The 25198-nt window shown below is 64.8% G+C and carries 22 protein-coding genes; 11 read left to right on the forward strand and 11 right to left on the reverse strand.

Annotation, left to right across the window (positions count from 1 at the left end; all coding sequences use genetic code 11):
• Positions 1–20: 20 nt before the first annotated feature.
• The 3 genes from ADE01S_RS16890 to ADE01S_RS16900 all read left to right on the forward strand — a co-directional run bounded on the left by ADE01S_RS16890 (position 21) and on the right by ADE01S_RS16900 (position 2584).
• Positions 21–368 carry a RidA family protein gene (locus ADE01S_RS16890; RefSeq protein ID WP_062682889.1) on the forward strand — a complete coding sequence of 116 codons (348 nt, stop codon included), beginning with the start codon at positions 21–23 and terminating at the stop codon, positions 366–368.
• Between the two features lie 67 nt (positions 369–435).
• Positions 436–1470 carry a M14 family metallopeptidase gene (locus tag ADE01S_RS16895; protein WP_062682890.1) on the forward strand — a complete coding sequence of 345 codons (1035 nt, stop codon included), beginning with the start codon at positions 436–438 and terminating at the stop codon, positions 1468–1470.
• A gap of 25 nt (positions 1471–1495) precedes the next feature.
• Complete coding sequence (locus ADE01S_RS16900) at positions 1496–2584, forward strand: LacI family DNA-binding transcriptional regulator (RefSeq protein WP_062682891.1); 1089 nt, start codon at positions 1496–1498, stop codon at positions 2582–2584.
• 12 nt (positions 2585–2596) lie between these two features.
• Here the strand turns inward: ADE01S_RS16900 and ADE01S_RS16905 are convergent, their stop codons facing one another.
• The gene (locus tag ADE01S_RS16905; protein WP_062682892.1) at positions 2597–3415 is read right to left on the reverse strand and encodes a 2-keto-4-pentenoate hydratase; all 819 of its coding nucleotides are present in this window, start codon (positions 3413–3415) and stop codon (positions 2597–2599) included.
• A 134-nt stretch (positions 3416–3549) separates the two neighbouring features.
• Here ADE01S_RS16905 and ADE01S_RS16910 point away from each other — a divergent pair, with 134 nt between their 5' ends.
• The 3 genes from ADE01S_RS16910 (at position 3550) to ycaC (ending at position 5971) form a co-directional block, all read left to right on the forward strand.
• On the forward strand, positions 3550–4497 hold the full coding sequence (locus ADE01S_RS16910; protein WP_062682893.1) for a LysR substrate-binding domain-containing protein: 948 nt from the start codon (positions 3550–3552) through the stop codon (positions 4495–4497).
• Positions 4498–4605: 108 nt separating this feature from the next.
• On the forward strand, positions 4606–5283 hold the full coding sequence (locus ADE01S_RS16915) for an isochorismatase family protein (RefSeq protein WP_062682894.1): 678 nt from the start codon (positions 4606–4608) through the stop codon (positions 5281–5283).
• A gap of 61 nt (positions 5284–5344) precedes the next feature.
• On the forward strand, positions 5345–5971 hold the full coding sequence (gene ycaC / locus ADE01S_RS16920) for an isochorismate family cysteine hydrolase YcaC (protein WP_062682895.1): 627 nt from the start codon (positions 5345–5347) through the stop codon (positions 5969–5971).
• 49 nt (positions 5972–6020) lie between these two features.
• On the opposite strand, the gene ADE01S_RS16925 is transcribed toward ycaC, so the two are convergent.
• Positions 6021–7169, reverse strand: a complete 1149-nt coding sequence (locus tag ADE01S_RS16925; protein ID WP_062682896.1) for a sterol desaturase family protein — start codon at positions 7167–7169, stop codon at positions 6021–6023.
• 265 nt (positions 7170–7434) lie between these two features.
• Between ADE01S_RS16925 and ADE01S_RS16930 the strand changes: the two genes are divergently transcribed.
• The gene (locus ADE01S_RS16930) at positions 7435–7659 is read left to right on the forward strand and encodes an HP1242/YdcH family protein (protein WP_062682897.1); all 225 of its coding nucleotides are present in this window, start codon (positions 7435–7437) and stop codon (positions 7657–7659) included.
• Positions 7660–8092: 433 nt separating this feature from the next.
• Positions 8093–8695 carry a LysE/ArgO family amino acid transporter gene (locus tag ADE01S_RS16935; RefSeq protein ID WP_062682898.1) on the forward strand — a complete coding sequence of 201 codons (603 nt, stop codon included), beginning with the start codon at positions 8093–8095 and terminating at the stop codon, positions 8693–8695.
• A 34-nt stretch (positions 8696–8729) separates the two neighbouring features.
• Here ADE01S_RS16935 and ADE01S_RS16940 read toward each other — a convergent pair whose 3' ends face one another.
• Positions 8730–9050, reverse strand: coding sequence for a hypothetical protein (locus ADE01S_RS16940; protein ID WP_242663446.1), 321 nt, complete (start codon positions 9048–9050; stop codon positions 8730–8732).
• Positions 9051–9339: 289 nt separating this feature from the next.
• Between ADE01S_RS16940 and ADE01S_RS16945 the strand changes: the two genes are divergently transcribed.
• On the forward strand, positions 9340–11091 hold the full coding sequence (locus ADE01S_RS16945; protein WP_062682900.1) for a methyl-accepting chemotaxis protein: 1752 nt from the start codon (positions 9340–9342) through the stop codon (positions 11089–11091).
• Between the two features lie 168 nt (positions 11092–11259).
• Here the strand turns inward: ADE01S_RS16945 and ADE01S_RS16950 are convergent, their stop codons facing one another.
• The 5 genes from ADE01S_RS16950 to ADE01S_RS31600 all read right to left on the reverse strand — a co-directional run bounded on the left by ADE01S_RS16950 (position 11260) and on the right by ADE01S_RS31600 (position 18007).
• Positions 11260–11709, reverse strand: a complete 450-nt coding sequence (locus ADE01S_RS16950; protein ID WP_123787026.1) for a YbjN domain-containing protein — start codon at positions 11707–11709, stop codon at positions 11260–11262.
• A gap of 48 nt (positions 11710–11757) precedes the next feature.
• Entirely contained in the window at positions 11758–13644 is a 1887-nt protein-coding gene (locus tag ADE01S_RS16955) for a hypothetical protein (protein WP_062682902.1), read from the reverse strand.
• Positions 13641–15677: an AAA family ATPase gene (locus ADE01S_RS16960; RefSeq protein ID WP_062682903.1), complete on the reverse strand. Its 2037-nt coding sequence runs from the start codon at positions 15675–15677 to the stop codon at positions 13641–13643. Before ADE01S_RS16960 ends, ADE01S_RS16955 begins: the two co-directional genes overlap by 4 nt.
• Positions 15678–16555: 878 nt before the next feature.
• A complete protein-coding gene (locus ADE01S_RS31595; protein ID WP_131828736.1) occupies positions 16556–17641 on the reverse strand; it encodes a hypothetical protein in 1086 nt (361 codons plus the stop codon).
• Between the two features lie 18 nt (positions 17642–17659).
• A complete protein-coding gene (locus ADE01S_RS31600) occupies positions 17660–18007 on the reverse strand; it encodes a hypothetical protein (RefSeq protein WP_131828737.1) in 348 nt (115 codons plus the stop codon).
• A 722-nt stretch (positions 18008–18729) separates the two neighbouring features.
• On the opposite strand from ADE01S_RS31600, the gene ADE01S_RS16965 reads away from it, so the two are divergent.
• A complete protein-coding gene (locus ADE01S_RS16965; RefSeq protein WP_062682904.1) occupies positions 18730–19470 on the forward strand; it encodes an HpcH/HpaI aldolase family protein in 741 nt (246 codons plus the stop codon).
• Positions 19471–19499: 29 nt separating this feature from the next.
• Positions 19500–20351 carry a cupin domain-containing protein gene (locus tag ADE01S_RS16970; RefSeq protein WP_062682905.1) on the forward strand — a complete coding sequence of 284 codons (852 nt, stop codon included), beginning with the start codon at positions 19500–19502 and terminating at the stop codon, positions 20349–20351.
• A 6-nt stretch (positions 20352–20357) separates the two neighbouring features.
• Here ADE01S_RS16970 and ADE01S_RS16975 read toward each other — a convergent pair whose 3' ends face one another.
• From ADE01S_RS16975 to ADE01S_RS16985, 3 genes are all read right to left on the reverse strand, one after another.
• The gene (locus ADE01S_RS16975) at positions 20358–21206 is read right to left on the reverse strand and encodes an IclR family transcriptional regulator domain-containing protein (RefSeq protein ID WP_062682906.1); all 849 of its coding nucleotides are present in this window, start codon (positions 21204–21206) and stop codon (positions 20358–20360) included.
• Positions 21207–21270: 64 nt separating this feature from the next.
• Positions 21271–22875: a hydantoinase B/oxoprolinase family protein gene (locus tag ADE01S_RS16980; RefSeq protein WP_062682907.1), complete on the reverse strand. Its 1605-nt coding sequence runs from the start codon at positions 22873–22875 to the stop codon at positions 21271–21273.
• Entirely contained in the window at positions 22872–24962 is a 2091-nt protein-coding gene (locus tag ADE01S_RS16985; protein WP_062682908.1) for a hydantoinase/oxoprolinase family protein, read from the reverse strand. Before ADE01S_RS16985 ends, ADE01S_RS16980 begins: the two co-directional genes overlap by 4 nt.
• Positions 24963–25198 lie beyond the last annotated feature (236 nt).

Genomic DNA, 25198 nt, shown 5'->3' on the forward strand with positions numbered 1-25198 from the left:
CGCCCCAACTGAGGATACGCATGATCAAACGCTACAAATCCGGCTCGCGCATGAGCCAGGCCGTGTCATACAACGGCTTCGTGTTCATCGCCGGCCAGGTCGCGGACAACCGCCAGGGCTCGCTGGAATCGCAGACGCGCGAAGTGCTGGCCAAGATCGACGCGCTGCTGGCCGAAGCCGGCAGCAGCAAATCGCGCCTGCTGGCCGTGGACGTGTTCCTTCCGGCCATCGGCGATTTCGACGCCATGAACCGCGTCTACGACGCCTGGATCGATCCGGCCAACCCGCCCGCCCGCGCCTGCGTCGAAGCCCGGCTGGCGGATCCCGACCTGCGGGTCGAGATGACCGCCGTGGCCGCGCTGCGCTGACACCGGCCCGCAAGGCTTTCCGATCCCCTTTTTCGCGCCGCAGCCCGCGGCGCCGCAGCCCCTCTCCATGCATACCGGCCTGTTTCACGAAATCGATTTCGACGCCGACGGCAAGGCGCTCAGCTTCCTCGGCACCCCCTACTCGGTGGACCGTTCGCCCTACTACCAGATCAAGACCCCCGTCTGCCGCATCCGTAACGGCAGCGGCCCGCGGGTGCTGCTCATGGCCGGCAACCACGGCGATGAATACGAAGGCGAGATCGCGCTCGGCCGGCTGATCCGCCGGCTGTCTCCCGCCCACGTCCGCGGCGAAGTCACCATCCTGCCGCTGGCCAACCTACCCGCGGTGATGGCCGCGCGTCGGCGTTCGCCGCTGGACGACGGCAACCTCAACCGCGCCTTCCCCGGTCAGCCGGGCGGCACGCCGACCGAACGCCTGGCGCACTTCCTGGAGCACGAGCTCTTTCCCCGCCATGACGTGGTGTTCGACATCCACTCCGGCGGCACCTCGATGGCTCACCTGCCCACCGCCCTGATCGAACGGCAGGCGTCGTCCGAACGCACGGCGCGCGCGCTGGAACTGATGGCGTCGCTGGGCATGGCCCATGCCTTCGTCGCCGCCAACGGCCGCGACGCGCCCACCTCGATGGCGGCGGCGGCGCGCGCCGGCGCCATCGGCATCAGCGGCGAATTCGGCGGCGGCGGCACGCTGACGCCGGCGACGCTGGCGGTCACCCAGCGCGCCATCGACAACCTGCTGCAAAAACTGGGCGTGACGGACACACCCGTGCTGGGTCCCCATGCGCCGGGCGCCGGCGACATGCAGCTGCTGGAACTGGACAGCCACGAGCAGAACATCTTCGCCACCCGCCGGGGCTGGTTCGAGCCGGCCGTCGACATCGGAGCCCACGTGCGCGCGGGCGATATCGCCGGTTACTACCACGATCTCAACCGGCTGGACGCGGACGAGGAAGTCCTGCGTTTCCGCGTGTCGGGTATCGTCATCTCCCGGCGACTGCATACCGACTGCGAATCGGGCGACAGCCTCATACAGGTCGCGCGTCCGGTCGCCCAGGCTGATATCCTGACGGCTGCCGCCTGATCCCGGAACAAGCAAAAGAAACCGCATGACCCACCGGCCCGCGCCCCCCTCCACTCCCACCTTCGACGACGTGCTGCGCGTGCGGCCCAAGGGCGCCGGAACGCCCGAGCGCGCCGCCGCGCCGGCCAAGCCCCCGCGGATCGAAGAGGTGGCCAGACTGGCGGGAGTCTCTCCCATCACCGTGTCGCGGGCCCTGCGCCAACCCGAGAAAGTGGCCCAGGAAAAGCGCGAGCGCATCCTGCAGGTCGTGGCGCAGACGGGCTATGCCTCCAACCCGCACGCGCGGGCCCTGCGTTCGGGCCAGTCCAGCGTGGTGGCGGCCTTCGTGTCCAACATCCTGAGCCAGCAGTTCGCGCTGGCGGTGCAGGGCTGCGCCGAAGTGCTGGAGCCCCAGGGCTACCAGCTCATGGTGGGGCAGACGTCCTACTCCTACGCCAAGGAGACCAGCATGATCGCGTCGCTGCGCGCCCTGCGTCCGGCCGCCGTGCTGTTCACCGGCGTCATCGAACTGGAAGAGAACCGCCGGTCGCTGCATGAGCTGGGCATCCCCATCATGGAGACCTGGGCCTATCCCCGCGACCCGATCGACATGCTGGTGGGTTTCTCCAACTACGACGGCGGCGCCATGGCGGCGCGGCATCTGGCCGAACGCGGCTACCGCCGCGTGGCCTTCGTGGCGCGCCAGGGCGGGCGCGGCGAGCTGCGGCGCCAGGGCTTCAACGCCGCGGCCGCCGAATGCGGGCTGGAAGTGGTGGCGGAACTGGCCGTGGACAACGCCCAGAGCATCGCCGACGGCCGCGCCGCGTTTGCCCGCCTGGTAGCCATGGGCCGCGGCTTCGACGCCGTGTTCTGCGCCAATGACCTGCTCGCGGTGGGCGCGCTGTTCGAAGCCCGCGACCGCAAGCTCGCCATTCCGCGCGACGTCGCCATCCTGGGCTTCGGCGACACCGATATCGCCGGCGAAATCGAGCCGGGCCTGACCACGATAGGCGTGGACAGCCGCAAGCTGGGCGCCCGAGCCGGCGAACTGCTGCTGCAGCGCCTGAACGGCCAGATGCCCGCCGCCCGGCAAGAAGTCTTCCCTCTGACGCTCAACGCGCGCGCCAGCACCTAGCCGGCGCCCGCGTCACTCCTCGAACACGATCCGCATGCCGGGCAGCGCGATGCCGTCCAGCTCGGTGCTCCAGGTTTCGCCCGCATGCACGGGATAGGCCCGCGTGAGCGTGCCGGTGGTGACCAGCTCGCCCGCCTGGATCGCCTCGTCCTTGGGGCGGTCGGCCAGCACGTCCAGCAGATGCGCCAGCGCCGCCAGCGGACTGCCCAGCACATTGGCGCCGCAGCCCGTCTCGCGCAGCGCGCCGTTGCATGACAGCGCGACCTGGAAGCGCGCCAGCCGCTCGGCCAGGTCCGGGCCCAGCTCGGCCGGCTCGCGCTGCGCGCCGATGAAGAGCGCCCCGTGCAGGGCGTTGTCCGCCACGGTGTCGGCCGCCTGGAATTGCCAGGCCGGGTAATGCGACTGCACCAGTTCAAAGCCGTGGGCGATCCAGTCCACGCATGCCAGGAGTTCGGCCGGGTTGCTCCCCGGCGCGGGCGCGCTGCCGAAATGCAGCACGATTTCGGGCTCGATGCGCGGCTCGACGTAGCGGTCCAGCCGGCAATGGAAGACGCCGCTATCGTCATGGACGGCCGTATGCGCATAGACGTAGCCCCAGACCGGGAAATCGACGCCCAGCGACGCCCACATCGCGGAATTGGTGAAGCCGATCTTGCGCCCGATCGCCGCCGCGCCTTCCGCCAACCGCGCGCGGTGGACCCGCGCCGCCACCTCATAGGCCGCGTCCAGGCTGAAACGGGGGAGCCTGGCGGTGATCGGGGCGATGCAGGCGGCGTGGTCCTGCGCCGCCTTGATGTCGCGGGCGAGCGCGGCGGGATCGGAAGCTGGCATGGTGACTCCTGGGAAGATTCCAACGATGGTAAGGGCAAAGCCCCTCCATGGCACGGGTCCGGGAGCTGTTCTTTCGGGCGACCGCCGTTATATGCTCCCTCTGACGTCCTATTTTCGGAACGAGTGGAGCCCGCATGCACGATTTGAATGACCTTTACTACTTTGTCCAGGTCGTCAAAAACGGCGGCTTCGCGCCCGCCGGGCGCGCCCTGGGGATCCCCAAGTCCCGGCTCAGCCGGCGCATCGCGCTGCTGGAGGACCGCCTGGGGGTCCGGCTGATCCAGCGTTCCACGCGCAGCTTCGCCGTGACCGAACTGGGCCAGGAATACTTCGAGCAGTGCCTGTCCATGCTGGCGGGCGCCGAAGCCGCCCAGGAAGTCATCGACCGCACCCGGGCCGAGCCGCAGGGCACGATCCGCGTGAGCGCGCCGCCCGCCCTGATCTATTACTTCCTGGGCGACCTGGTCGCCCGCTTCATGGTGCAGTGCCCCAAGGTCAATGTTTACCTGAAGAGCTTCAGCCGCCCCGTGGATGTGCTGCGCGAAGGTTTCGATATCGCGGTGCGCGTGCGGTTCGGCCCCATCGAGAGCAGCGACCTCGTCATGAAGCCGCTGGGCATGAGCCGCCAGAGCCTGGTGGCCAGCCCGGCGCTGGCGCGCCACATCGCGCTGCCCGCCGATCCGCACGCCCTCAGCCAGCACCCCACGCTTGCGCTGGGCGTGGAGCAACGGGAATCCCACTGGCGCCTGGAAGGGCCGGACGGCGCGCGCCTGATCGTGCCGTTCACCCCGCGTCTGGTGACGGATGACATGCTGGCGCTCAAGCAGGCGGCGCTGCGCGGCGTGGGCGTGGTCGCGCTGCCGCTGCTGATGATCCGCGAGGAGCTCGAAGCCGGCACGCTGGTGGACGTTGGCGCCCCCTGGCAGCCGGAGTCCGGCAGCGTCCACGCCGTCTTCCCCTCCCGCCGGGGCCTCTTGCCCGGCGTGCGCGACCTGCTGGATTTCATGAACACGGAGTACCGGGAAGTCGCCCGGCGCGAGCATGAGGCGCAGATGCGCCAGGGGCGCTCCGTCCCGAAATAGGCGGGGCCCATCGTCCGACGGGTGGGACGCAGAAACCCATTTTTCGGGCCTACCCGGTGGGATGAGTTGCTCCTAGCATGGTGAGCCCACCCTCAACCGGAGCACCTCATGAGCGTCCCCGCCAACTTCAACGGCCAGCGTCCCGTCATCAATCCGGACGACGCCGCCATGTTGCTGATCGACCACCAGAGTGGATTGTTCCAGACCATCGGCGACATGCCGATGACCGAGTTGCGCTCGCGCGCCGCGGCGCTGGCCACCATGGCCACGCTGTCGAAACTGCCCGTGATCACCACGGCTTCCGTGCCCCAGGGCCCCAACGGGCCGTTGATTCCCGAGATCCACGAAAACGCCCCGCACGCGAAATACGTCGCCCGCAAAGGCGAAATCAATGCCTGGGACAATCCCGAATTCGTCGCGGCGGTCAAGGCGACCGGCCGCAAGACCCTGATCATCGCCGGCACCATCACCAGCGTGTGCATGGCGTTTCCCGCCATCAGCGCGGTCGCCGACGGCTACAAGGTCTTCGCGGTGGTCGACGCCTCCGGCACCTACAGCAAGATGGCCCAGGAAATCACCCTGGCGCGCGTCGTCCAGGCCGGCGTCGTCCCGATGGACACGGGCGCCGTCGCATCCGAACTGCAACGGACCTGGCACCGTGAAGACGCCGCCAAATGGGCCGAGGTCTACACGAAGATATTCCCCGCCTACCAGTTGCTGATCGAAAGCTACGGCAAGGCCCAGGACGTCATCAAGAACGGAGAGGTCCTCGACTCGCAACGCTGAGGCCCGCCGTCATCCGGCGCGCCCCTTCGGGGAGGCGCCGTCATTTCCCAAGGAGCATGTCATGACCAAGCCCTATGTGAAACTCGACAAGACCCAGGCCGCGGTGCTGCTGGTCGACCACCAGGTAGGCCTGCTGTCGCTGGTCCGGGATTTCCAGCCCGACCAGTTCAAGAACAATGTCCTGGCCCTGGCCGACCTGGCCGAATACTTCAAGCTGCCCACCATCCTGACCACCAGTTTCGAAGACGGCCCCAACGGCCCGCTGGTGCAGGAACTGAAAGACAAATTCCCCAAGGCGCCCTACATCGCCCGCCCCGGCAACATCAATGCCTGGGACAACGAAGACTTCGTCAAGGCCGTCAAGGCCACGGGCAAGAAGCAGCTGATCATCGCGGGCGTGGTCACGGAAGTGTGCGTGGCCTTCCCGGCGCTATCGGCGCTGGAGGAAGGCTTCGACGTGTTCGTCGTCACGGACGCATCGGGCACCTTCAACGAAGTGACCCGCGACGCGGCATGGCGCCGCATGGAGCAGGCCGGCGCGCAGATGATGAGCTGGTTCGGCGTGGCCTGCGAATTGCACCGCGACTGGCGCAACGACATCGAAGGCCTGGGCACGCTGTTCGCCAACCACATCCCGGACTACCGCAACCTGATGGCGGCGTATTCCACCCTCAAGGGCGCCAGATAGGCGTCCGGCATCCCCCGGGCGGTGGCGCCGGCCGGGCCCCGCCGCCGCCTTACTTCTTGCGGGCGAAGGGATAGGCCTGCTGCGCCAGGAAGGTGCCCGGCATGTCGTTGTCCAGGATGCCGTAGTTCTCGGGCAGGCGGTTGCGCACGCCGCGCACGGCGGTGCCGAACAGGTAATCGATGAAGGACAGGTGGGCGGCGTAGTTCCGGTCGATCGCCTCGGTGTCCGACGAGTGGTGCCAGTGGTGGAAGTCCGGCGTCACGATGATGTAGCGCAGCCAGCCCCAGGGCAGTTTCACGTTGGAGTGGATCAGCACCGCCTGGAAGCCCACGATGATGATGTAGGCGTCGAGCACCGACTTCGAGAACCCCAGTGCGAACAGCACGCCCAGCACCGCCACCCGCGTGATCAGCAATTCGACGATGTGCAGCCGCGATCCGGCCAGCCAGTCCAGCGTGCGCGTGCTGTGATGCACCGCGTGGATGCGCCACAGGAACGGCACCTCGTGATAGGCGCGGTGCGCGGCATACTGCACCAGGTCCGCCACCAGCACCGCCAGGAACAGCTCGGCCACATAGGGCAGCGACACGATCGCCTGCTGCAGCGGCTCGTAGGCGGCCCAGGAGAACAGGCGGTGCACGAAGAAATTGATGCACAGCAGCACCGCGCCCACCGACAGGTGGTTGAACAGGAAGTGCTTCATGTCCACCTGCCATTCCCCGCGGAACACCGGCTGGCCGGGATACAGCGGGAAGAGCTTCTCGAAAATGATGAACACGGTGCTGGAGGCCAGCAGGTCCAGGATGAACCAGTCCAGGCCCAGGTAGGGATGATTGCCCGTATTGGAGCTGGTCACCACCACGTCGCTGCCGCCCGCGGCCACCGCGCCGCACACCAGGATGAAGGCGGAAATGTTCAGCCAGCGCTGACGGCCCAGCACGGTATTGGCCAGCGCGATGGTGCCGGACACCAGCAGCGCGCCGAATAGCAGCGCGCGCATCGCGTCCACGGAATAGAAGCTGCGCAGCTCCGGCGTGGTGAGGTAGGCCGGGAAGTGGAAGGCCAGCACGCCCAGGACCGCGAGGATCGCCAGAAAGAGCGCGATGACGCCGCTGATCATCCCCGTGCCGGGGCGAATGCGCCCGTCCTGCCTGAAAAGCTCGAAAACTTGCCGATAGAAAGGCGCGCGCGGTTTCATTTTGATCTTATGACTGACACAGGGAAGCGAGTGTATCGCCGGGACGGGATCCACATGTAATCACTCGTGACTAAAAGGGACAGAATTACCCCGCGGATTCCCGCCGCTTTCCGTTTGCGCCGCATCAACGCGCCTGGCCGGGCCGGCGAGCCGGACGGTTGACAAGCGCACGGGCTTGGCGTGTCATGGAACCGACAAGACCAGGATCATCAGGCTAATCGTTCTTCCGCAGTACCCGCCAACCCGGTTCTTTCAAGAGGCCCTTATGTTCCCTGAATATCGCCAACTCATTACCCGCCTGAAGTCCGAGAATGCGCATTTCTCCGCGCTCTTTCAGCGCCACAATGACCTGGACCAGGAGATCAAGAATATGGAGGCAGGCATCCAGCCGGCCTCCGGCAACCAGGTCGAAGTCCTCAAGAAGGAAAAGCTGCAACTGAAGGACAAGCTGTACGGCATCCTGCGCGCGGCGGACGAAGGCAGCAGCTAGGGCCCGCCGCCCCGCCCGTTCCAGTTCCAGGGCCGTCGCGTATTCGCCATCTCCGTACGGAAATGCGCCGCGGTCCCCCAGGCGGCAATCAGCACGATCTTGTTGTCCCTGGCCGTCATCGGCTGCCTGACCGCGGGTGAATCCACTGCGCGGCCCAGCGCCAGCGATGCGGCGCACGTCGGCGGCGGGCGGCCAGACCAGGCCCGCCGCGGCGAACCACCCTTCCTCTCATACCGCCCGCTCTGTCCGGGCTGCCGCGGCCTGGCAACCGTCCGCTCGCCGCCACTCGCGTCGGCCGGGGCCGGCCGAATGAGAACTGGATGAGCGGGGTATGCACGCCAGTAATTAGTGAATCTAATTAGGGATTAGGTTTTTTAGTTTTTCTAATTAACCGGCAAAGGCTAGTCTGTCGCCCTGCTCAAAAGGGTGCCCCATGACCACCGCCTTTTTTCCCGGCTTCCTGCTCGGCCTGAGCCTGATCATGGCGATCGGCGCCCAGAACGCCTTCGTGCTGCGCCAGGGATTGCGCCAGGAACACGTGTTCCTCGTCTGCCTGACCTGCGCCCTGTCGGATGCCCTCCTGATCATGGCCGGCGTGGCCGGATTCGGACTCGCCGTGGCCGCCCTGCCCTGGCTGGAACCGGCCCTGCGCTATGGCGGCGCGGCCTTTCTGTTCGTTTACGCCGCCCGTAGCCTGCGATCGGCGCTGCGCCGCAACCACGACAGCCTGAAGCCATCAGCCCAGGCGACCGCGGGACGATGGGCCACGCTGGCAGCCTGCCTCGCGTTTACCTGGCTGAATCCGCACGTCTACCTGGACACGGTGGTGCTGCTCGGCTCGGTGTCCAGCCAATACGACGGCCACAAGACCGGCTTCGCCCTGGGCGCGATCTGCGCTTCGTTCACCTTCTTCTACACCCTGGGCTACGGCGCGCGCCTGTTGCGGCCGCTCTTCGCCAACCCCAGGGCCTGGCAGGTCCTGGACGCCTTCGTGGCCGCGGCCATGTTCGGCATCGGGCTGAAGCTGGTGTTGTGAAAGACCGGCCCGAGCGTTCCCCCAAGCACGATCCCTAGCGCGGTTTGCCCTTTCCGCCCTCGGATCCGACCGATGCATTGTCGTAATCCTTCACCGTGCGGTCTTTGTTGAATACGACGGTCAGCTTCTGCTGGTTGTCCATGGCGCCATAGTCGCCGTCGTAGAAAAAGAACCAGGTCGCGGTCAGCAGCCCTTCCCGGTCGAAATGCTGCGAGCGGGGCGGCCCGTAATCGCGGACCATCTCGTCATAGGTGGTGACGTTCAGCTTGATCGACTGCACCTTGGCTTCGGTGATCAGGTTGCTGGAACCCGTGGCGCAGCCCGCCACCAAGGCGGCAACGCCAAGCAAGCACATTCTCATTCGTTTTCCCCTGTCTTGCCCGCCGCGCGACGCGGCCGACGCAGGGCGGATTCTACCCGTCGCGGCGCCAGCGTAAACCGGACGCCGTCAGGACCGCCAGCCATTCCGGCCAACCGATCCGGTCCATGGCCGGCCTCCCTTCCCGTGCGCGAGCATTTTTTTCTCCGCCTTGCGTCCAGCCCTTAGTTTTCAGCCCGCTCGTACCGTAATGGAGGCGATGGCGGATCGCCGCCGACTGGCAAATCGTTCCGCCGAATTAAGGGCCGTACCAAAAGGTAAATCTATGACGTTAAGCAAGAAGCTTTGGAGCATCGTGGCGCTGTTGTGGCTGGGCATCGTGAGCATCGTGCTCATCAACGCCTGGATCAACCGGTCGGAGATGATCCGCGAACGCGAAAATGCGTTGCGGCAACAGGTGGAAATGGCGATCAGCCTGATCGACAGCTACAAGGCCAAGGCCGAGAGCGGGGCCATGCCGGCGCAGGAGGCGCAAAAGGCCGCCATCGCCCAACTCCGCCCCATGCGCTACAACGCCGACAAGAGCGGCTACATCGGGATCTACGCCACGGACCGCACGCTGGTGCTGCTGCCGCCCGACCCCAGCAAGGAAGGCACCAAGCCCGACACCAAGGACGTGAACGGCCTGGACATCAACAAACTCATCATCGAGAACGCCCGCGCGACGGCCGCCAGCCACGTCAGCGCCTACTGGTATCCCAAGCCCGGCCAGACCGAAGCCCAGGAAAAGCTGACCTACAGCCTCGAAGTCCCGGGCTGGAACTGGGCCGTGTTCATGGGCGCCTACGTCGACGACATCGACGCCGCCTTCTATTCCCAGCTCTGGCGCATCCTGGCCCTGACCCTGGCGGTCGGCCTGGCCATCACGGCCTGCATCCTGTGGACGATGCGCAGCATCCACCGCAGCCTGGGCGGCGAGCCGGAATACGCGGCCGGCATCGCCGCGCGCATCGCCGACGGCGACCTGACCGCGACGATCTCCGTCAAGCCCGAAGACAAATCCAGCCTGCTCTACGCGATGCATCGCATGCAGGAAGGCCTGACCCGCACGGTAACCTCGGTGCGGCGCGGCGTGGACGAAATCAACGTGGGATCGCGGGAAATCGCCGCGGGCAACACCGACCTGTCGTCGCGCACCGAGCAGCAGGCGGCCTCGCTGGAGGAAACCGCGGCCTCGATGGAAGAACTGGCCTCGACCGTGAAGCAAAACGCCGACAACGCCCGGCAGGCCAACCAGCTGGCGGCCAGCGCGTCGGAAGTGGCCGTGCGCGGCGGAACCGCCGTGTCGGACGTCGTGGACACCATGCAGGCCATTTCAAGCAGTTCCAGCAAGATCGCCGAGATCGTGTCGGTGATCGACGGCATCGCCTTCCAGACCAACATCCTGGCGCTGAATGCCGCCGTGGAAGCGGCGCGCGCGGGCGAACAGGGCAAGGGCTTCGCGGTGGTCGCGGGCGAAGTGCGCACGCTGGCGCAACGCAGCGCGCAGGCCGCCAAGGAAATCAAGGTGCTGATCGAGGACTCGGTCAACAAGGTCGCGGTCGGCTCCGGCCAGGTGGAGCGCGCCGGCACCACCATGCAGGAGATCGTCGTCTCGGTGCAGCGCGTGACCGACATCATGGGCGAGATTTCGGCGGCGTCCGAAGAACAGTCCAGCGGCATCGACCAGGTCAACCGCGCGGTGTCGCAGATGGACGAGGTAACGCAGCAGAACGCCGCGCTGGTGGAAGAAGCCGCCGCGGCGGCCGGCTCGCTGGAAGAGCAGGCCCGGCAGCTGGCCCAGGCCGTCTCCGTATTCAAACTTCGCCAGGGCGCGGACGTGATCGACGTGGCGGCGCAACCCGTGCTGGACCGCGCCCCGCGCGCGCCCGAACTGAAGCACACGTCCAAGCCGGCCGCCGGGCGCGCGGAAAGGCGCGCCGACAAGCCCGCAGCCAAGGCCCCGGCCCAGCTGCAATCGCCCAAGCTCAAGGCCGCCGGGGCGGCCGGCAGCCGCGACGACTGGGAATCGTTCTGAGGCCCCGGGCCAGGACAGCCCGGAATCCCATGCAAGAAAAGCCACCCCAAGGGGTGGCTTTTTGTTGCCGGCGGCGTCAGTCCGCCTGCATCTTGCCGATGATGTCGGGCGCGAAGGCGTCGGGAGGATGCGGCGCCGCCCGTCCCCGGGCGGCTGGCGCGTCCCGGATCAGGACTGCTGGTTCGCGAACTCGCGCATGATACGGGCGAACTCCTCGGCGCCGCTGTTGAGCATGCGGATGTAGCGGATGAACAAGGCCGCGCTCAATTGCGGATTGCTCGCCGAAATCAGGAATTCCACGGTGGCCACGATGTTGTCGTTCTTGCTGGAGGCGTATACCTTCACGCCCTTGCAGCGGCCGTTCACCAGGGAAATGGCCTGCAGGGCGGCGGCGAACTCCTCGTCGCTGTCCAGGGGCCAGAAGTTGGGGAACACCAGGCGCGCGAAATCCTCGTCGTCCGCATCGGAGATCAGGATGTAGTTGCGGCCTTCGACCTTGAAGATCAGGTCCGAGGTATTGGACTGCTCGTCCCAATCGATCTGGCCGCGATTGAATCCTTCGCTCTCCAGCAAGGATTGAAAATAGCGGGTCATGCGTTCGGCTGATTCACGACTCATGATGGGAAATACTCCGTTGAGGGATGGTGATGATAAGGGACGCGCCGATCAGGACGCGTCTTCATTGCTGGCGCGGCGCATGACGCGCACCACGAACATGATCAAGGCGATCAAAAATACCAGGAACAGCAGCTGCGAGGACGAGGCCAGGGAGCTTTCGCGCCACTGGTCCAGGCATTCGGAGCTGGAAGGCTGGTGCTGGACGATCTCGTTGCGGGCGCAGTCGAGGATGGCGGTGGGCGCCCCCTCGGCCGCCGGATTGCCGGCCGCGGTCGCGCCCGGGCCCTGGCGGTGCAGCCAGTAGGCGTACGACATGGCATCGGTGCCCGCCTGCAGGTCGCGATGGTCCTGGATACGGCTGCCGATCTCCAGCAGCACGAAGCTCGCCGTGACGCCGAGCGCGGCGTTGCGCACCCGTTGATGGCTTTCGACGCGGATGTTCTGGGCCTTCCGCACCTCGTGGGCGACGTGGCGCAGGCGGGCGCGCACCGTGCTCTCGTAGCTATTGACCAGTTCCTTGAGGGAGAAGGCGTCGTCCAGCTTGCGTGCCACACTTTCCGGAATCAGGCCGGGGGGCTCGCCGCGCCCCAGGCGCCCGATCTGCACGTCCATGTTGGCTTTCATCAGGTCGGCGATCGCGCTGTCCAGGACCGCCTCGATCTTGTCGTTGATGGACAGGGCCACCCGCTCGGGCATGGTGAGCCGCTGCGTCGTCAACGCGTAGAAGGCGCCCGCCGCGGCCGCGAACGCCATGGCCAGCGTGGCGCCGTCCGGCAGCGCGCGGCTGCGCCAGGCGGCGACCTGGCCCAGCCAATCGGCGAACCCGCCGGCGGCGGGCGCCAGCGCCGGATGCAGGGACAGGAGCAGCAGCGAGGCGAACGCCGCGTAGGCAAACAGGTGCCCCAGCCGCGTCAGGCGGGTGACGTGCTTGCTGATCCAGATCGGCAGGCTCAGGTTCCAGCGATACCAGGCCAGATCGGCGAGGCCGCCCGGCGTGATGCGGGCCGGGCCGGTCAGCACCGCCCGCAGTTCGTCGGGCAGCTGCCGCAACTTGTCGGGAATCACGGGCGCGGTCTCGCGCACGTCTTCCAGCAAGTCCCACAGGGCGCGCACCACGCGGGCGCGCTGGATCGCGGGCATCGGCAGTTCCTCGGCCCTGCCGAACATCTCGCGCAGGTCTTCCAGGCGATTGATGTAGAGCGCCAGATTGCCCTTGCTGCCCGCCACCTTGGCCATGAGCGCGGCGCGCAGCAGGATGCCGTAGCGCCCCGCCTCGGTCTGCATGCAGGGATCCTGCTTGAAGGTCTCGGGAGACAGGCTCACCGCGAGCGAAACGCAGTTGGGCGCGTCCTTCGGCGGAGGCGAACGCACCAGCAACTTGAGCAGGTCCTCGTTCAGGGCCGAACTGCTGGCCATGTGGAACGCATAGTCGACCGGCGTATTGTTGATCGAGAAGCTGCGGGCCGCGCTGCTCTTGAAATCGCTGACCTCGGCCCCGCCGGCCGACTGCGACTGGGGCAGGGCCTTGTTGTCGCCCGGCCTGGCGTCCTGCGCCTCATCCTTCGGCGCGCGCACGGCGGGCGGCAGCGCGCGCAGCGCGACGCGCCCGCGCCCCTCCGCGCGGGTGGGCAACAGATTCTTGAGGTTGGAGCGCTCGACGGTCGCGGATTGCTCGGCGGTCCGCTTGGACGTGTTTTCCGCCGGAAGGCGCCTTGCCGGGGCGGCCGGCTCGCTCTCGGGCGCCTTGTCGGCCGCGGCCGGCGTCGGTTCGAGCACGACGGCGAAATTCAGGTCCGGCTTACCCGCGGCCGAATCGAAATAGCAGTACACCTTCTCCTGGTAATGGCTGTTCTCGGCGATGCCGGTGTACCAGTGGGACAGTTCATCCAGCCATTTCGCCGCGGGAGCGGCGCCATCGGCAACGTCGGAGTTCATTCGGCCTCGTCCTCAAATAACGTCAGCAGCGCCGATCGGTCGAGCACGTGCTCTGCCTGCAGTTTCTCGCTCACCGCGGCGAGCAAGCCGTACCGGGCCCGGAGCAAGTCGCCCGCCCGCGCGTACTGCTCGGCCACCAGCGCCCTCGCCTCGGTCTCGTCGGGCCGAGTCGTATGCCAGTTGGGATGCGCGGTGCTGAAGCCGTACACGCCGAGCGCGGCTTCGGCCAGTCGGCGCGCGACGGCCAGGTCGTTGTGGGTGCCCGTGCCGCCTGCCCCCGTGCTCACCTCGTCCTCGCCGAAGACCAGGGCCTCGGCGGCGCGGCCGGCCAGCACCATGCAGATCCGGTCCAGCAATTCGGCGCGGGTCTGATTGTGGTCGGCGCTCTTGATGCCGACGAAGCCCAACGCGCCCTGGTCGTCCGCGACGACCGACGCCACCTGCAGATGTTCGCGCAGGCTGGGCAGCAGCAGGGCGACCACGGCATGGCCGGCTTCGTGGCATGCCGTCCGGGCCAGCTGCGGACCGTGCAGCGGATTGCGGACCGCCTGCGGCGGAATGCGGAAAATCTCGCCTTGCAGGTCCTCCGCGGTGATGGCGCGGTTGCCGTCCAGGCGCGCGCGCCGGCGCGCGCCCCGCACCAGCAACTCCACGTCGGCGCCGGTCAGGCCCAGGGACAGGCTGGCGCAATCGCGCAGCGCTTCGGGCGCAATCTCATAGGCGTACGGCTTGAGCTTGGCGAGGTAGATGGCTTGCAGCGCCGCCACGTCGGGGCGGCTGATCGGAATCACGCGGTCCAGCCGGCCGGCCCGCTGCAAGGCGGGATCCACGTTGTCGGCGTGGTTGGTCGCGCCGATCACGATCACCTGGCTCCGGTCGTCGAAGCCGTCGAGTTCGCTGAGCAGCGCATTCAGGAAGGCGGTGTTCCAGGAGGCATTCTGCCCCTGGAAGGTCTCCCGGTTGCCCAGCGTATCGATCTCATCGATGAAAAGGATGCTGGGCGCCTGCTGGCGCGCCGCGGCGAAAGTGGCCGACATCAGCTGGACGCACTCGTCGAGCCCGTTGCCCACCATCCAGTCCTTGACCGGCGCCACGGCCGTGAAGGCGATGCCGCAATCGAGAGCGATCGCGCGCGCCAGCGTCGTCTTGCCGGTGCCCGGCGGACCGGCGAACAAGGCGCCCCGGTCCACCTCCTTCCACTGGATCTCTCCGCGCATCGCCAGCCGCAGATCGTTGAAGAGCTGGCCCGCCCAGCGCTTGGCGCTCTCCACGCCTTGCAGATCGTCGAGGCGGATGGAAGCGCCGGCCGACTGCACCTGGTTGCGTTGGTCGGCCAGCTGGCGCAGGCCGGCGAGCCAGTCGCGCTCGATTTTCAGCGTATTGACGCACAGCAGTTCCTGCGGCCCGATGGCGGCCGCCCACGACGGCGTGATCGCGCTCGGGTCGGCGCCGGGGAAGCGCCGTCCGGCGTATTCCGCGAGCCGCTCGGCATTCATCATCGGAATGCTCAGATAGCCGTCGCTGCGCACCAGCGACAAGAACTCCCGCGGCAATTGGTTGCGCGACGTGCAGAACAGAATCATGCCGAAGGCGCGCTGCTCCGCCATGCGTATCACCAGGTCCTGGAACTCCGCGGTGACGCGCGTATCCAGCTGATAGGTGTTCAGCGCCGGGCAGAGATTGGCCAGGGCGCTGCGCAGGTTCCTGGCATAGCGCGGAAACGGATTCTCGACGATGAATACCGGCAGCAAGGCGTTGGCCTGCAAGCGCTGCTGGATCTGCTGCGCCACCGGCATGACGAAGAACTCCCACACATCCTGGGTGTTGGGGTCCATGGGCTCGTCGGCATCGTTGACCGAGTCCGGATCGTCCGGCGCGCGGGACAGGCCCGGCAAGGGATTGCGGCGCAGGCGCGCCAGCAGATGCTGCGAAATCGCGCCGGGCGTTCCGGGAGCCGGCACCGCCGGCGCGGCGGACGAGATATCCCGCGCGCGGGCCGATCCGGCGCCGGCCGGCGCGCGCGGCGCTGACACGGACGGGGGTACGGGTGCGGGCGCGGGCGCCGTTGAGGCGGCGGCAGACGCCTTGCCAGGCTCGGCGGCTTGCCGCGATACGGCGGGCAGCGTTGCGGCCGCCGGTGCTTGAGCCCGCTCTTCCGCCGGTGCTCGAACCGATGCTTGCTCCGGTGCTTCGGCCGGTGCCGCGACGGCCCGCGGCTTGCTGCCTGACCGGGCCGTCAGCTGACGCAGCAGTTCCGAGTGGCCTCGCGGCGCGCGCGGCGGGCTGGACCGATCCACGGGTTTCGGCGTCGCAGAGGATTCCGCCGTCGGCGCCGGCGTCCGGCCAGCAGGAGGGGGACTCGCCGGCAGCCTGCCGTTGCCCTGAATCCAATCCGTTATTCGACCCAACACCACTCCCTGCCGGCCCCCTGGCCCAAAAATCGAATGAGTAACACGTCCGTCCAGCACGACGCGCCGCCCGGCGGCACATCATGCAAGGGCCGTATTACATCTGAAAATTGAATGTGACGAAAGGAAAAATGATACGGGTGTCTTGCGCGGATGCGCGAAGAGGCTCCGCGACGCTTGGGATGAGCCCGCGAAAACCGGGAGCCATGCAAGGCAACTGCTCAGTAAGCCCTTGATTCGATTTGAACAGAGCGGCGAGATTCGAACTCGCTGCCTTCGGCTGCCTTCCAGAAAACGTCCTTCCGCCGAATTCGGGAAATATATGGCTGGAATCGCTAAGTCCGTCTCTTCATTGGATTTCCAGCCATTCGAGGCCCACCAAGGTCTTCCCGCATCCTGCCGCGGCCGCAAAAAATCAGCCGCGCGATCGCCCACGACACCGCGTGCCTGTAGCCTTTTTGAGGTCTGTGCGTCCGGGAAATTCCCTGCCTTGCAGCAGCCCCCTAGTGGACCCACCCTACAGTCATTCGCGTGCAACGCCCTTGATCTTCGTCCGTGCATCGCATTGAAAGAAATACCGCTTTCCCGTCGACTATTGTGTCCCAATGGAGCTCTTCGTCATTGACGCTTTTGGGTGGGCCCAGTCGAGCGGTCACATCGCTTCTATGCAAACCAAGCAGATTGATCTTGATGTCATCCACACCTCGCCGCCGCAACCAGAATGGCGCGTCTTCGCTTCGTAGATAGATGTATTGCACTTTTCCGCTGGTTGAATTGGTGGCCACATAGATACCCCCCTTTTTATCGCCATAATTGTAGACATGCGTAGCCCCCTCTTTATCGACATTCACATTCAAAGGCTCGCCGTAGGTATTTTTCATATCCGCAACACCATCGCCAAATCTCAACCCTGCGAATTGAAAAAAATCGATGAGCGTTGGATTCTTGGGAGGCTGCTTCGAGAGCGCATCTATCATTTTCTTATTATCTCTACGCTCCACCCACAGTTGCGCTTTCACCTGATGGGACCGGTCAAAAGCAATGCCATCCTTGGGTTGATCCAGCATAAGAATAAAGACCACATCGGCAAACCGAGACTGTTGCGGACGGTCCGCGAACAAGTACCAGCGCTCTGCCTCATACCCATCCTTTATCTTGGATGGGATTCTTTTTACAGGCTTCACTCCCAAGCACTTCCCCAGGTCGGATGCCACCGAATCCAATGTGCCGCGCCAATTCTGCATAATCCCCTGCGTCTGCACACCCTTCAACGGCGCAACGTCGAAAGATTTCATGAGATCACAAATGAGAGTTGGGCTATCCGCACGCAGAGAATGTTGAACGAACAGTTGGCAGCTCTTATAGCCCGGCGCAGGCTTTGACAACTCTCTAAGCCCTCCTTCATCAGAGATTTCCATCAATAATTTCCCGTGCATGCCGGGAAAGTCGTCGAGGGCAAGTCTCGCCAATTGCTCCGCGTTGGCGCAATCCTGCTCGTTTTGCGCAAACGCAGGGGAAAGGCCAAACGGGGTAAAAAACAGGCCCAGAAAAGTTGATAGCCCGAACAATGAAGTTTGCGCGCGTTTCATTTAGCCGCCCCTCAAGATTTATCTGTAGGTCTTTGAGAGCTCGAAGAAGAACCATGCGATGCCCAGCCCCGCGAAGAACAGCAGAAATCGCAATAACGTTTGTCCCAATTTCGATTCAGCAAACCGCCAGCCGACAAGCGCTGAAATTGCGCCGAGGAGCAAATTATCCGAGACAGACCAGACATACAGAAATGCTGCCACGCCAATGAGAAAAGAAAGGCCAGATAAGACATCGCCCGACCTTTCCTCTGCACTGCGTGACTTTATCCAGTCCGGCTTTTTGTTCGGTTTAAAGGTGTGACAACGCTGGCAGACTCCCCCTGGGTATACATACTCGCGATAGCAGCCTTTGCACAGTTCAAGCATTTTCGCCCCCTTCGCAATATTGCGATTGAGAATCTCACTTTACTGATCCGGCTCGTCCATTTTCGGGTGATCGATCACTGACAAGGCTGCCATTCCTTTAGCCGAGGCCAAGGGTCTACGCGTGCACGCGTGCGGGGATGTTTTGGGATTGTTCGTGCTTAGCCCGCGTAGTCGCAGAGAGGGCCCGCCTTGCCCTGCCCTGTCTCGCAGGCGATCCCGCAGAAACTGGCACTCGATACCTTCATGGGCTTCACGTCGTGTCCACCTCTCTGCCACCACTGTCGACGGCAAGGCCAGCGGTGGAGCTTATGGTGAAACGCTACGGAAATAATACTGAAGGGCCTCGACAAATCAAGCCCGATCAAGGGAATTCCCTTGTCTCGCCTCGCCACTGTATTCCGTGGCGCCAGCCCCGCTCAACATGGATGATGCAATCGTCACGCCCATGTCAATAGCGCCGGCAAGCCGGCCGCATCCAGGCACGCGAAATTGGGAACGAGTTGTTGACATTGCCCGATTGGGACAAGGCCCCGGGGCGGACTTGGATCGTGGCAAGGTTCGCCATCTCCACGGCTTACTCCCTTATGTACTTGGTCGCGCGGCGAAGCACGCACTAGTCCCCTGGCAACGTTTCGGCTGACGAAAAGCTTCAGCGTTGAGCTTGCCCGCCACTTCCGCTCGGCCCATCATCCAGCGATCAACAGCGACGACAGGGACTACCCATGACAATTTCACGCGGGAGCGACGGCCATTCGAGAGTCGAAGTCGGCACATTCATCAAGACGCCAAGCGCACATATCGTTGAGATCCTCGCGGTGGCGGGACTGGATTTCGCCGTGCTGGACGCGGAACACGCGCCGTTCGATTTCGGCACGCTGGACGCGATGCTGATTGCCGGCAAGGCGGCCGGCCTGCCTCTTTTTGTCCGGGTTCCCGACTACCAGCCTTCGACGCTTCTGCGCTCGCTGGACCTAGGGGCGACGGGCGTTCTCGTGCCCCATGTGGATACGCCGGAAGATGCGAGCATCGTGGTGGGCCGCTGTCGCTACAAAGCTGGCGTACGCGGCTACAGCGGGGGATCGCGGTCATCCGGTTATGGGGAAAAGGGCATGCTGGCGGCCATTGAGGACGCCGAGCACGTGCAGATCATGTGCCAGATCGAGAGCATAGAGGCGGTCGACAACGCCCGGGCGATTGCCGCCACGCAAGGGGTCGACGGCATCTTCGTGGGCAGGGCGGACCTGGCGTTGTCCATGGGGCTTGCGGACAGTCAACACCCTGATGTCTTGAAAGCCACGGAGCACGCTATCGCGGCAGGCGTGGCGCAGGGAAAACGCGTTGGCGTGGTCGCCAGCAGCCTGGAGGAAAGACACCGCTACAGCGATCTCGGGGCGAGCTGGTTCCTGCATGGATCGGATCAGTCCCTCCTCAAACAGGCAGCCCGCGCGCTCATGCGCGCGTGAGGCCGAAGCCTTTCATCACGGAGATTGCAATGACTTTGGGAACCCCCTCGCTGAAGGATTTTTCCGCTATCCCGCCGCAAACCGACGAGCCCCTGCTCAAGGAATGGATCGCCCGCGGCGCCAACTTCGTCGCCTGTTACGTGCAAGCCCTTCCGGGCGCGCGCCTGGCCCGGGACGCGAGGCAAACCGACGAATACATGGTATTCGTGATCAATGGCGCGGGGTCGATCGAGACCGCGGATTCGTCGGCCGCGCTGGCGACGGGCCGATTGGCGATCGTGCCGCCGGGGCCCAGCGAACTGATCCTGACGGAGCCCAGCACCGTTTTCCTGCTGTTCTCGTCGCGCGCGGCCGATCTGGCGGCTCGGGCGGCCAACGCGGACGCCTACTCAACGAGCGCGCCCAACGTCGCGCCGCTGATGGCCTGGCCAGAACCGGCCGACGGCTATCGGCTGCGAACCTATGACGTCGCCGCCCATGTCCGCCCCGACAGCAATATGCGCATCTTCCGCAGTTGCAACCTGATGCTCAATATCATGTTGCCGCGGTCGGCACCACGCGACACGACCAAGCTCAGCCCCCATTCGCATATGGATTTCGAGCAGGGGTCCTTCGCGTTGCTGGGCACGTGGAAACATCATCTGCGCTATCCGTGGGGCAAGAATCTGAGCGAATGGCGCGAGGATGAGCATCGCGAGGTGGGCAGCCCTTCGATGCTGGTCATTCCGCCGCAAGTCATCCATACGAGCCGGAACATCAATGATGGGGAGGCCTGGCTGCTGGACATTTTCTCGCCCCCGCGGCTGGACTTCTCGACCCGGCCGGGAATGGTATGCAACGCGGAAGACTACCCCTTGCCTGCCTGCGTTGCCACGCCTTGAGCGGAATCAGCCAAAAGACAAGGCGTGATTCGCCTTGTTGGCCGCTTCCCGAAGCACCGGCAGGAATTTCGAGATCATTTGTTCTGCGGATGCGCGGGCGGAGACTGCGCCTACATTCATGGCTGCGATGACCTTCCCCGAGCGGTCCCGCAAGGGGACGGCCAATGAACGCAAGCCGATCTCCAACTCTTCGTCCACCAATATCCAGCCCTGCTCGCGTCCTTTGTCCAAGGCGGCGTAGAAGGCATCGCGGTCGACGATGGTCTTTTCCGTAAACGCCTGAAGCGGCCGCTCTTGCAGATACGCTTCCACCACGTGGCGAGGCTCGTAGGCGAGCAGCAGGCGCCCCATTGCCGAGACCGCGGCCGGCACCCGGCTCCCGACGCCAATGGCCATGTTCTGCACGATCCGCCGCGCTTGCGCCCGAGCGACGTACACGACGTCGGGCAGGTCCAGTACGCCGACAGATGAGCTTTCGTTCAGCTCCGACATGACTTCCTGCATGTACGGCTGCACGCGGTCCCAGAATTGGCTGGACGACAGGTAGGCGTACCCGAGCTCCATGACTGACGGCATCAACCGGAACGTCAGGCCATCCGTCGCGGCATATTTGAGCCGCACCAGGGACCCCAGCAGACGGCGGGTGGAGGCTCGCGGTTGCTTGGTGATTTCGGCGATCTCGGACAGGGTGAGAGGCCGCTGTTCACTGGCGAATGCGCGGATCACGTCCAGTCCGCGCTCAAAGGCCTGAACACCGACCTGGTCGTCTTCCGTTCGCGCCAGAATCTCGTCGCGTTTTTTCTTTGAGCGAGGCCGCCGGGCGGCCGCTATCGTTTTCTTCTGCTCTTGAGTCATGTATTGAGGTGCGCAGTGAGGAAAACCGCGTCGGCGCGGGCCGACGCGGTTCCAGGCGGCCTGATCAGGCCAGATATCCTATCACTTCATCCTTGCGCCGGCGTTCCGGATTCCGTTTTTCGGGGTCTCCAAACCCCCCTCCGCCCGGTGTCGCAAGATAGACGACGTCGCCCGGCTCAACGCGATGTTGCCGCTTCTGCTCTGCGGGGGTGAGCGCGCGTCCGTTGATCTGCAGCACGCCGGTACTGCCGTGCCGACCGCCGCAGACGCCCGGCGCCGGCGTTTGGGTGCGTTCGGCATGGAAGCCGATGACGACGGGACGCTCGCCGGCGTGCCGCAGCTGGACCTCCTGGCCCAAGCCGCCCCGGTATTCGCCGTCGCCGCCGGATCCGCCGCGCAGGCGTTTGAATTCGTAGCGCAGCGGCGACTGTTGCTCGGTCATCTCGATGGGCACGTTCGATACGTTGCTCGGCCAGCTCAGGCAGGCGTAGCCATCCCGATTGTGCATAGCGCCGACGCCGCCATTGAAGAAAATCTTGTTCACGAAAGTGCGTCCGCCGTCGTCCTGGCCGGTGACCTGCATGCTCCACAGCGGAGAGCCGGCACCCGACATGATGAGGTGCGGCGCCGCTGTCTCGAATGCGCCGAAAATCAGGAACGGCAGGAAGTGGCCCACCAGCGTGCGACTCTGTCCCGATTGCGGATAAGTATGGTTGAGGATCGAGCCTTCGGGCGCTGTGACTTCGATGGGCAACAGGGCCCCTTCGTTGTTGGGGAGGTCCGGCGACAACAGGCATTTCAGCGCGTACGCCGTTTGCGAGGCGGTGTAGCAGAGGGCAACGTTGATGCCGCGGTCGACCTGATTGGAAGAGCCCGCATAGTCGACCTTGATGCGCTCGCCGTCGACGTCGATCGCGACCTTCAGCGTCAGCGGTTCTCTCAGGCCATCGGCCTGGAGCGAGTACTCGTACTGCCCGTCCGGAAACTTCGCGATCGCATCGCGCATCGCCCGTTCCGTGCGGCCGATGATCTCGTCGGCCAGTTCGTCGAGCGTCTCGAACCGGTTCTCTCGCGCCAACTCGACGGAGCGCTGTTCGAGCAGTTGCAGGGCGGCGATCTGGGCCCAAAGGTCTCCGATCACCTGGTCCGGGACCCGCGTGTTCTTGCGGATCATGGCAATAAGGGTTTCGTTGGCGACGCCCGCATCCATCAGTTTCATCATCGGGACTTGCAAGCCCTCCTCGAAGATGTCGCGGACGTCGGCGGAGCCGGTCTTGCCGCCCATGTCGGGGGCGTGCGCGGTGGTGGCCACCATGCCGATGAAGCGCCCCTCGGCGAACATGGGTTTCGCCAGGGAGAGGTCGGGGAGATGGCCCGTCCCCATCCAGGGGTCGTTGGTGATGAGGATGTCGCCCGCTTTCAAGGTCTCGACCGGGAAGTGCGCCAGGAAATGCTTGACGGTCCTGGGAAGCGTGCCGATGAACGAGGGGATGCTCTCCGAGGCCTGGGCAATCGACCTGCCTTTCGTGTCGGTGACGATGCACGCGAAGTCATAGGATTCGCGGACGATGGTGGAAAACGAAGAGCGCAACAGGGCGGCACCGGCTTCGTCCGCGGCGGATACCAAGCGCTGCCACAGAATCTCAAGGGTGATGGGATCGAATTTCATGCACGGTCTCCAGTATTCAGTTCCACGGCGATGATGCCGTTTTCAAGTAGTTCGAAGCTGCCATGGCTGCCAACGATGAGGGTGGACACGGACTCCTCAACGATGGCGGGGCCCGCAACCGTCGCGCCCGCAACCAGATTGGCGCGCTGATGCACAGGCATGTCGACCGTTTTGGCCAGGTCGGGGCAATAAGCCTTCCGGCGTACCGGCATCGTGGATTCGGTCGCGGCCTCGTCCCGCTGTTTTCCGAGTTTGGTATCGGCCGCACCCGACACGTCGATTCGCACATTCACGATCTCTATGTCATTGACGGGGGGAGTGATCGCGAAAACGCGTTTGTACTCATCTGCGAACAGCTCCCGGATCCGGTCGGGGGTCGAGTCCCCGTAGGGGCCCGCGGGCAGCTCGGTAACCAATTCGAAGCCTTGGCCGACGAATCGGAGATCCGCGTACCGACGGGTGACGAGCGCCGTGCTCGATGCGCCGCTTTCCTTGAGGGTCTGCATGGCCGATGCTTCCAGCTCCCGGTAGGCGTGTTCGAGCGTATCGATCTTGATCTGGCTGAGACGGTTCGAGAATGTCGTCACGCGGGTGACCTTGGGCGGCGCGATCAGTAGACCCAAAGCGGAAGCCACGCCCGCCGACGGCGGGCACAGCATGCGGCGAAGGCGCAGCTTCTTGGCGACGCTGTAACCGTGCAGCGGGCCTCCACCTCCCGTGACGAGCAGAGAATACTCACGAGCATCCCCTCCACGCTCGGCGATATGGACGCGGGCGGCGGCGGCCATGTTCTCGTTCACGACGTCGGTGACGCCGGGCACGCACGACGCCGCATTCATATCGAGTGTCTTGGCGACCGTGGCGAGGGCCTTTTGGGCAGCGGCTTCGCTGATCTTCATCGTGCCGCCGGCAAACGTGTCCGGATTCAGGTAACCCAGGCACAAGTTCGCGTCGGTCACCGTCGGATGCTCGCCGCCTTTCTGATAGCACGCCGGACCAGGCTGCGAGCCGGCGCTGCGCGGGCCGACCTTGAGCAAACCCAGGTGATCCACGTGGGCAATGCTGCCGCCACCCGCGCCGATTTCGATCAGTTCGATCGTGGAAATCTTGATGGGCAGGCCGCTGCCCGTGCGGAATCGCTTCTGACGGGCGGCTTCGAATGTGTAGGCCACCAGCGGCTCGCCGTCCTCGATCACGCTGAGTTTCGCAGTGGTCCCGCCCATGTCGAACGCCAGGATTTTCGTTTCGGAAACATCCCGGCCGAATTGCGCGGCAACCAAGGCGCCGGCGGCGGGCCCGGATTCGAGCAACTGGACCGGCAGGCGCTTCGCTTCTTTGGTATGCACGAGTCCGCCGTTCGATTGCATGAGGAAAAGCGGCGCCGTGATGCCCTCTTGCCGAAGGCTGTCCTCCAGGGACGAGATGTAGCGGTCGGCCAGCGGTTTGACGTAGGCGTTGGCGACCGTGGTGGAGAACCGCTCGTATTCCCGGATTTCGGCGACGACGGCGGCGGAACTCGAAATGGCGATGCCGGGCAGTTGCGCCTGGAGCATCTGGACCGCGGCGGTTTCATGCTCCGGATTGCAATAGGAGTGCAGGAAGGCGACGGCGATGGACTCCACGCCGAGCGTCTTGAGCTTTTGCCCGGCCGCCAGGAGTTGGCCTTGATCCAGGGGGCGGGATATGGATCCATCGGGTTCCGTGCGCTCGGCGACTTCCAGTCGGAGTTCGCGTGGCACGAGAGGCTCGATGAGATCGAGGAAGTTGTCGTACAGGTCATAGCGGCGCTCGCGGCCGATTTCCAGCACATCGCGAAAACCTTCGGTCGTGATCATGCCCGTGACAGCGCCGCGCCGCTCGATGAGGGCATTCGTGAACAACGTGGTGGCGTGGACGACTCGCACGACTTGCTGCGGCTGCACGGCGCACCGCTTGAGCAGAATCCGTACGCCTCGCAGGACGCCCAGTTCCGGCTGGTCTGGCGTCGTCAGTTCCTTATGGCTGAAGTGGTCGCCGGACTGCACGTCCAACAAGACGATGTCGGTGAAGGTGCCGCCGATGTCGACACCTAGCGAATAGTGACCCATGGTCATCTCCAAAAAAACGAACAAATGTTCAGTTCGGAATTTACTTTGGCGATTCTAGGCGAGTCTCGTCTACTTTTTCTAGCCTTTATGGGCACTATTTTCCTCCATCATGAGCCTCAATTTTTCGCATTTTTTTCTATAAATCAATAAGTTGATCCCGTAACACGAAATCGGAAAGCACTAAAAACGCCCATTTGTTCGTTTTTATGATAATTTTGCGTAAACCAACTCTAGGA

Source organism: Achromobacter denitrificans NBRC 15125 (assembly GCF_001571365.1).
Classification (GTDB): Bacteria; Pseudomonadota; Gammaproteobacteria; order Burkholderiales; family Burkholderiaceae_B; genus Achromobacter; species Achromobacter denitrificans.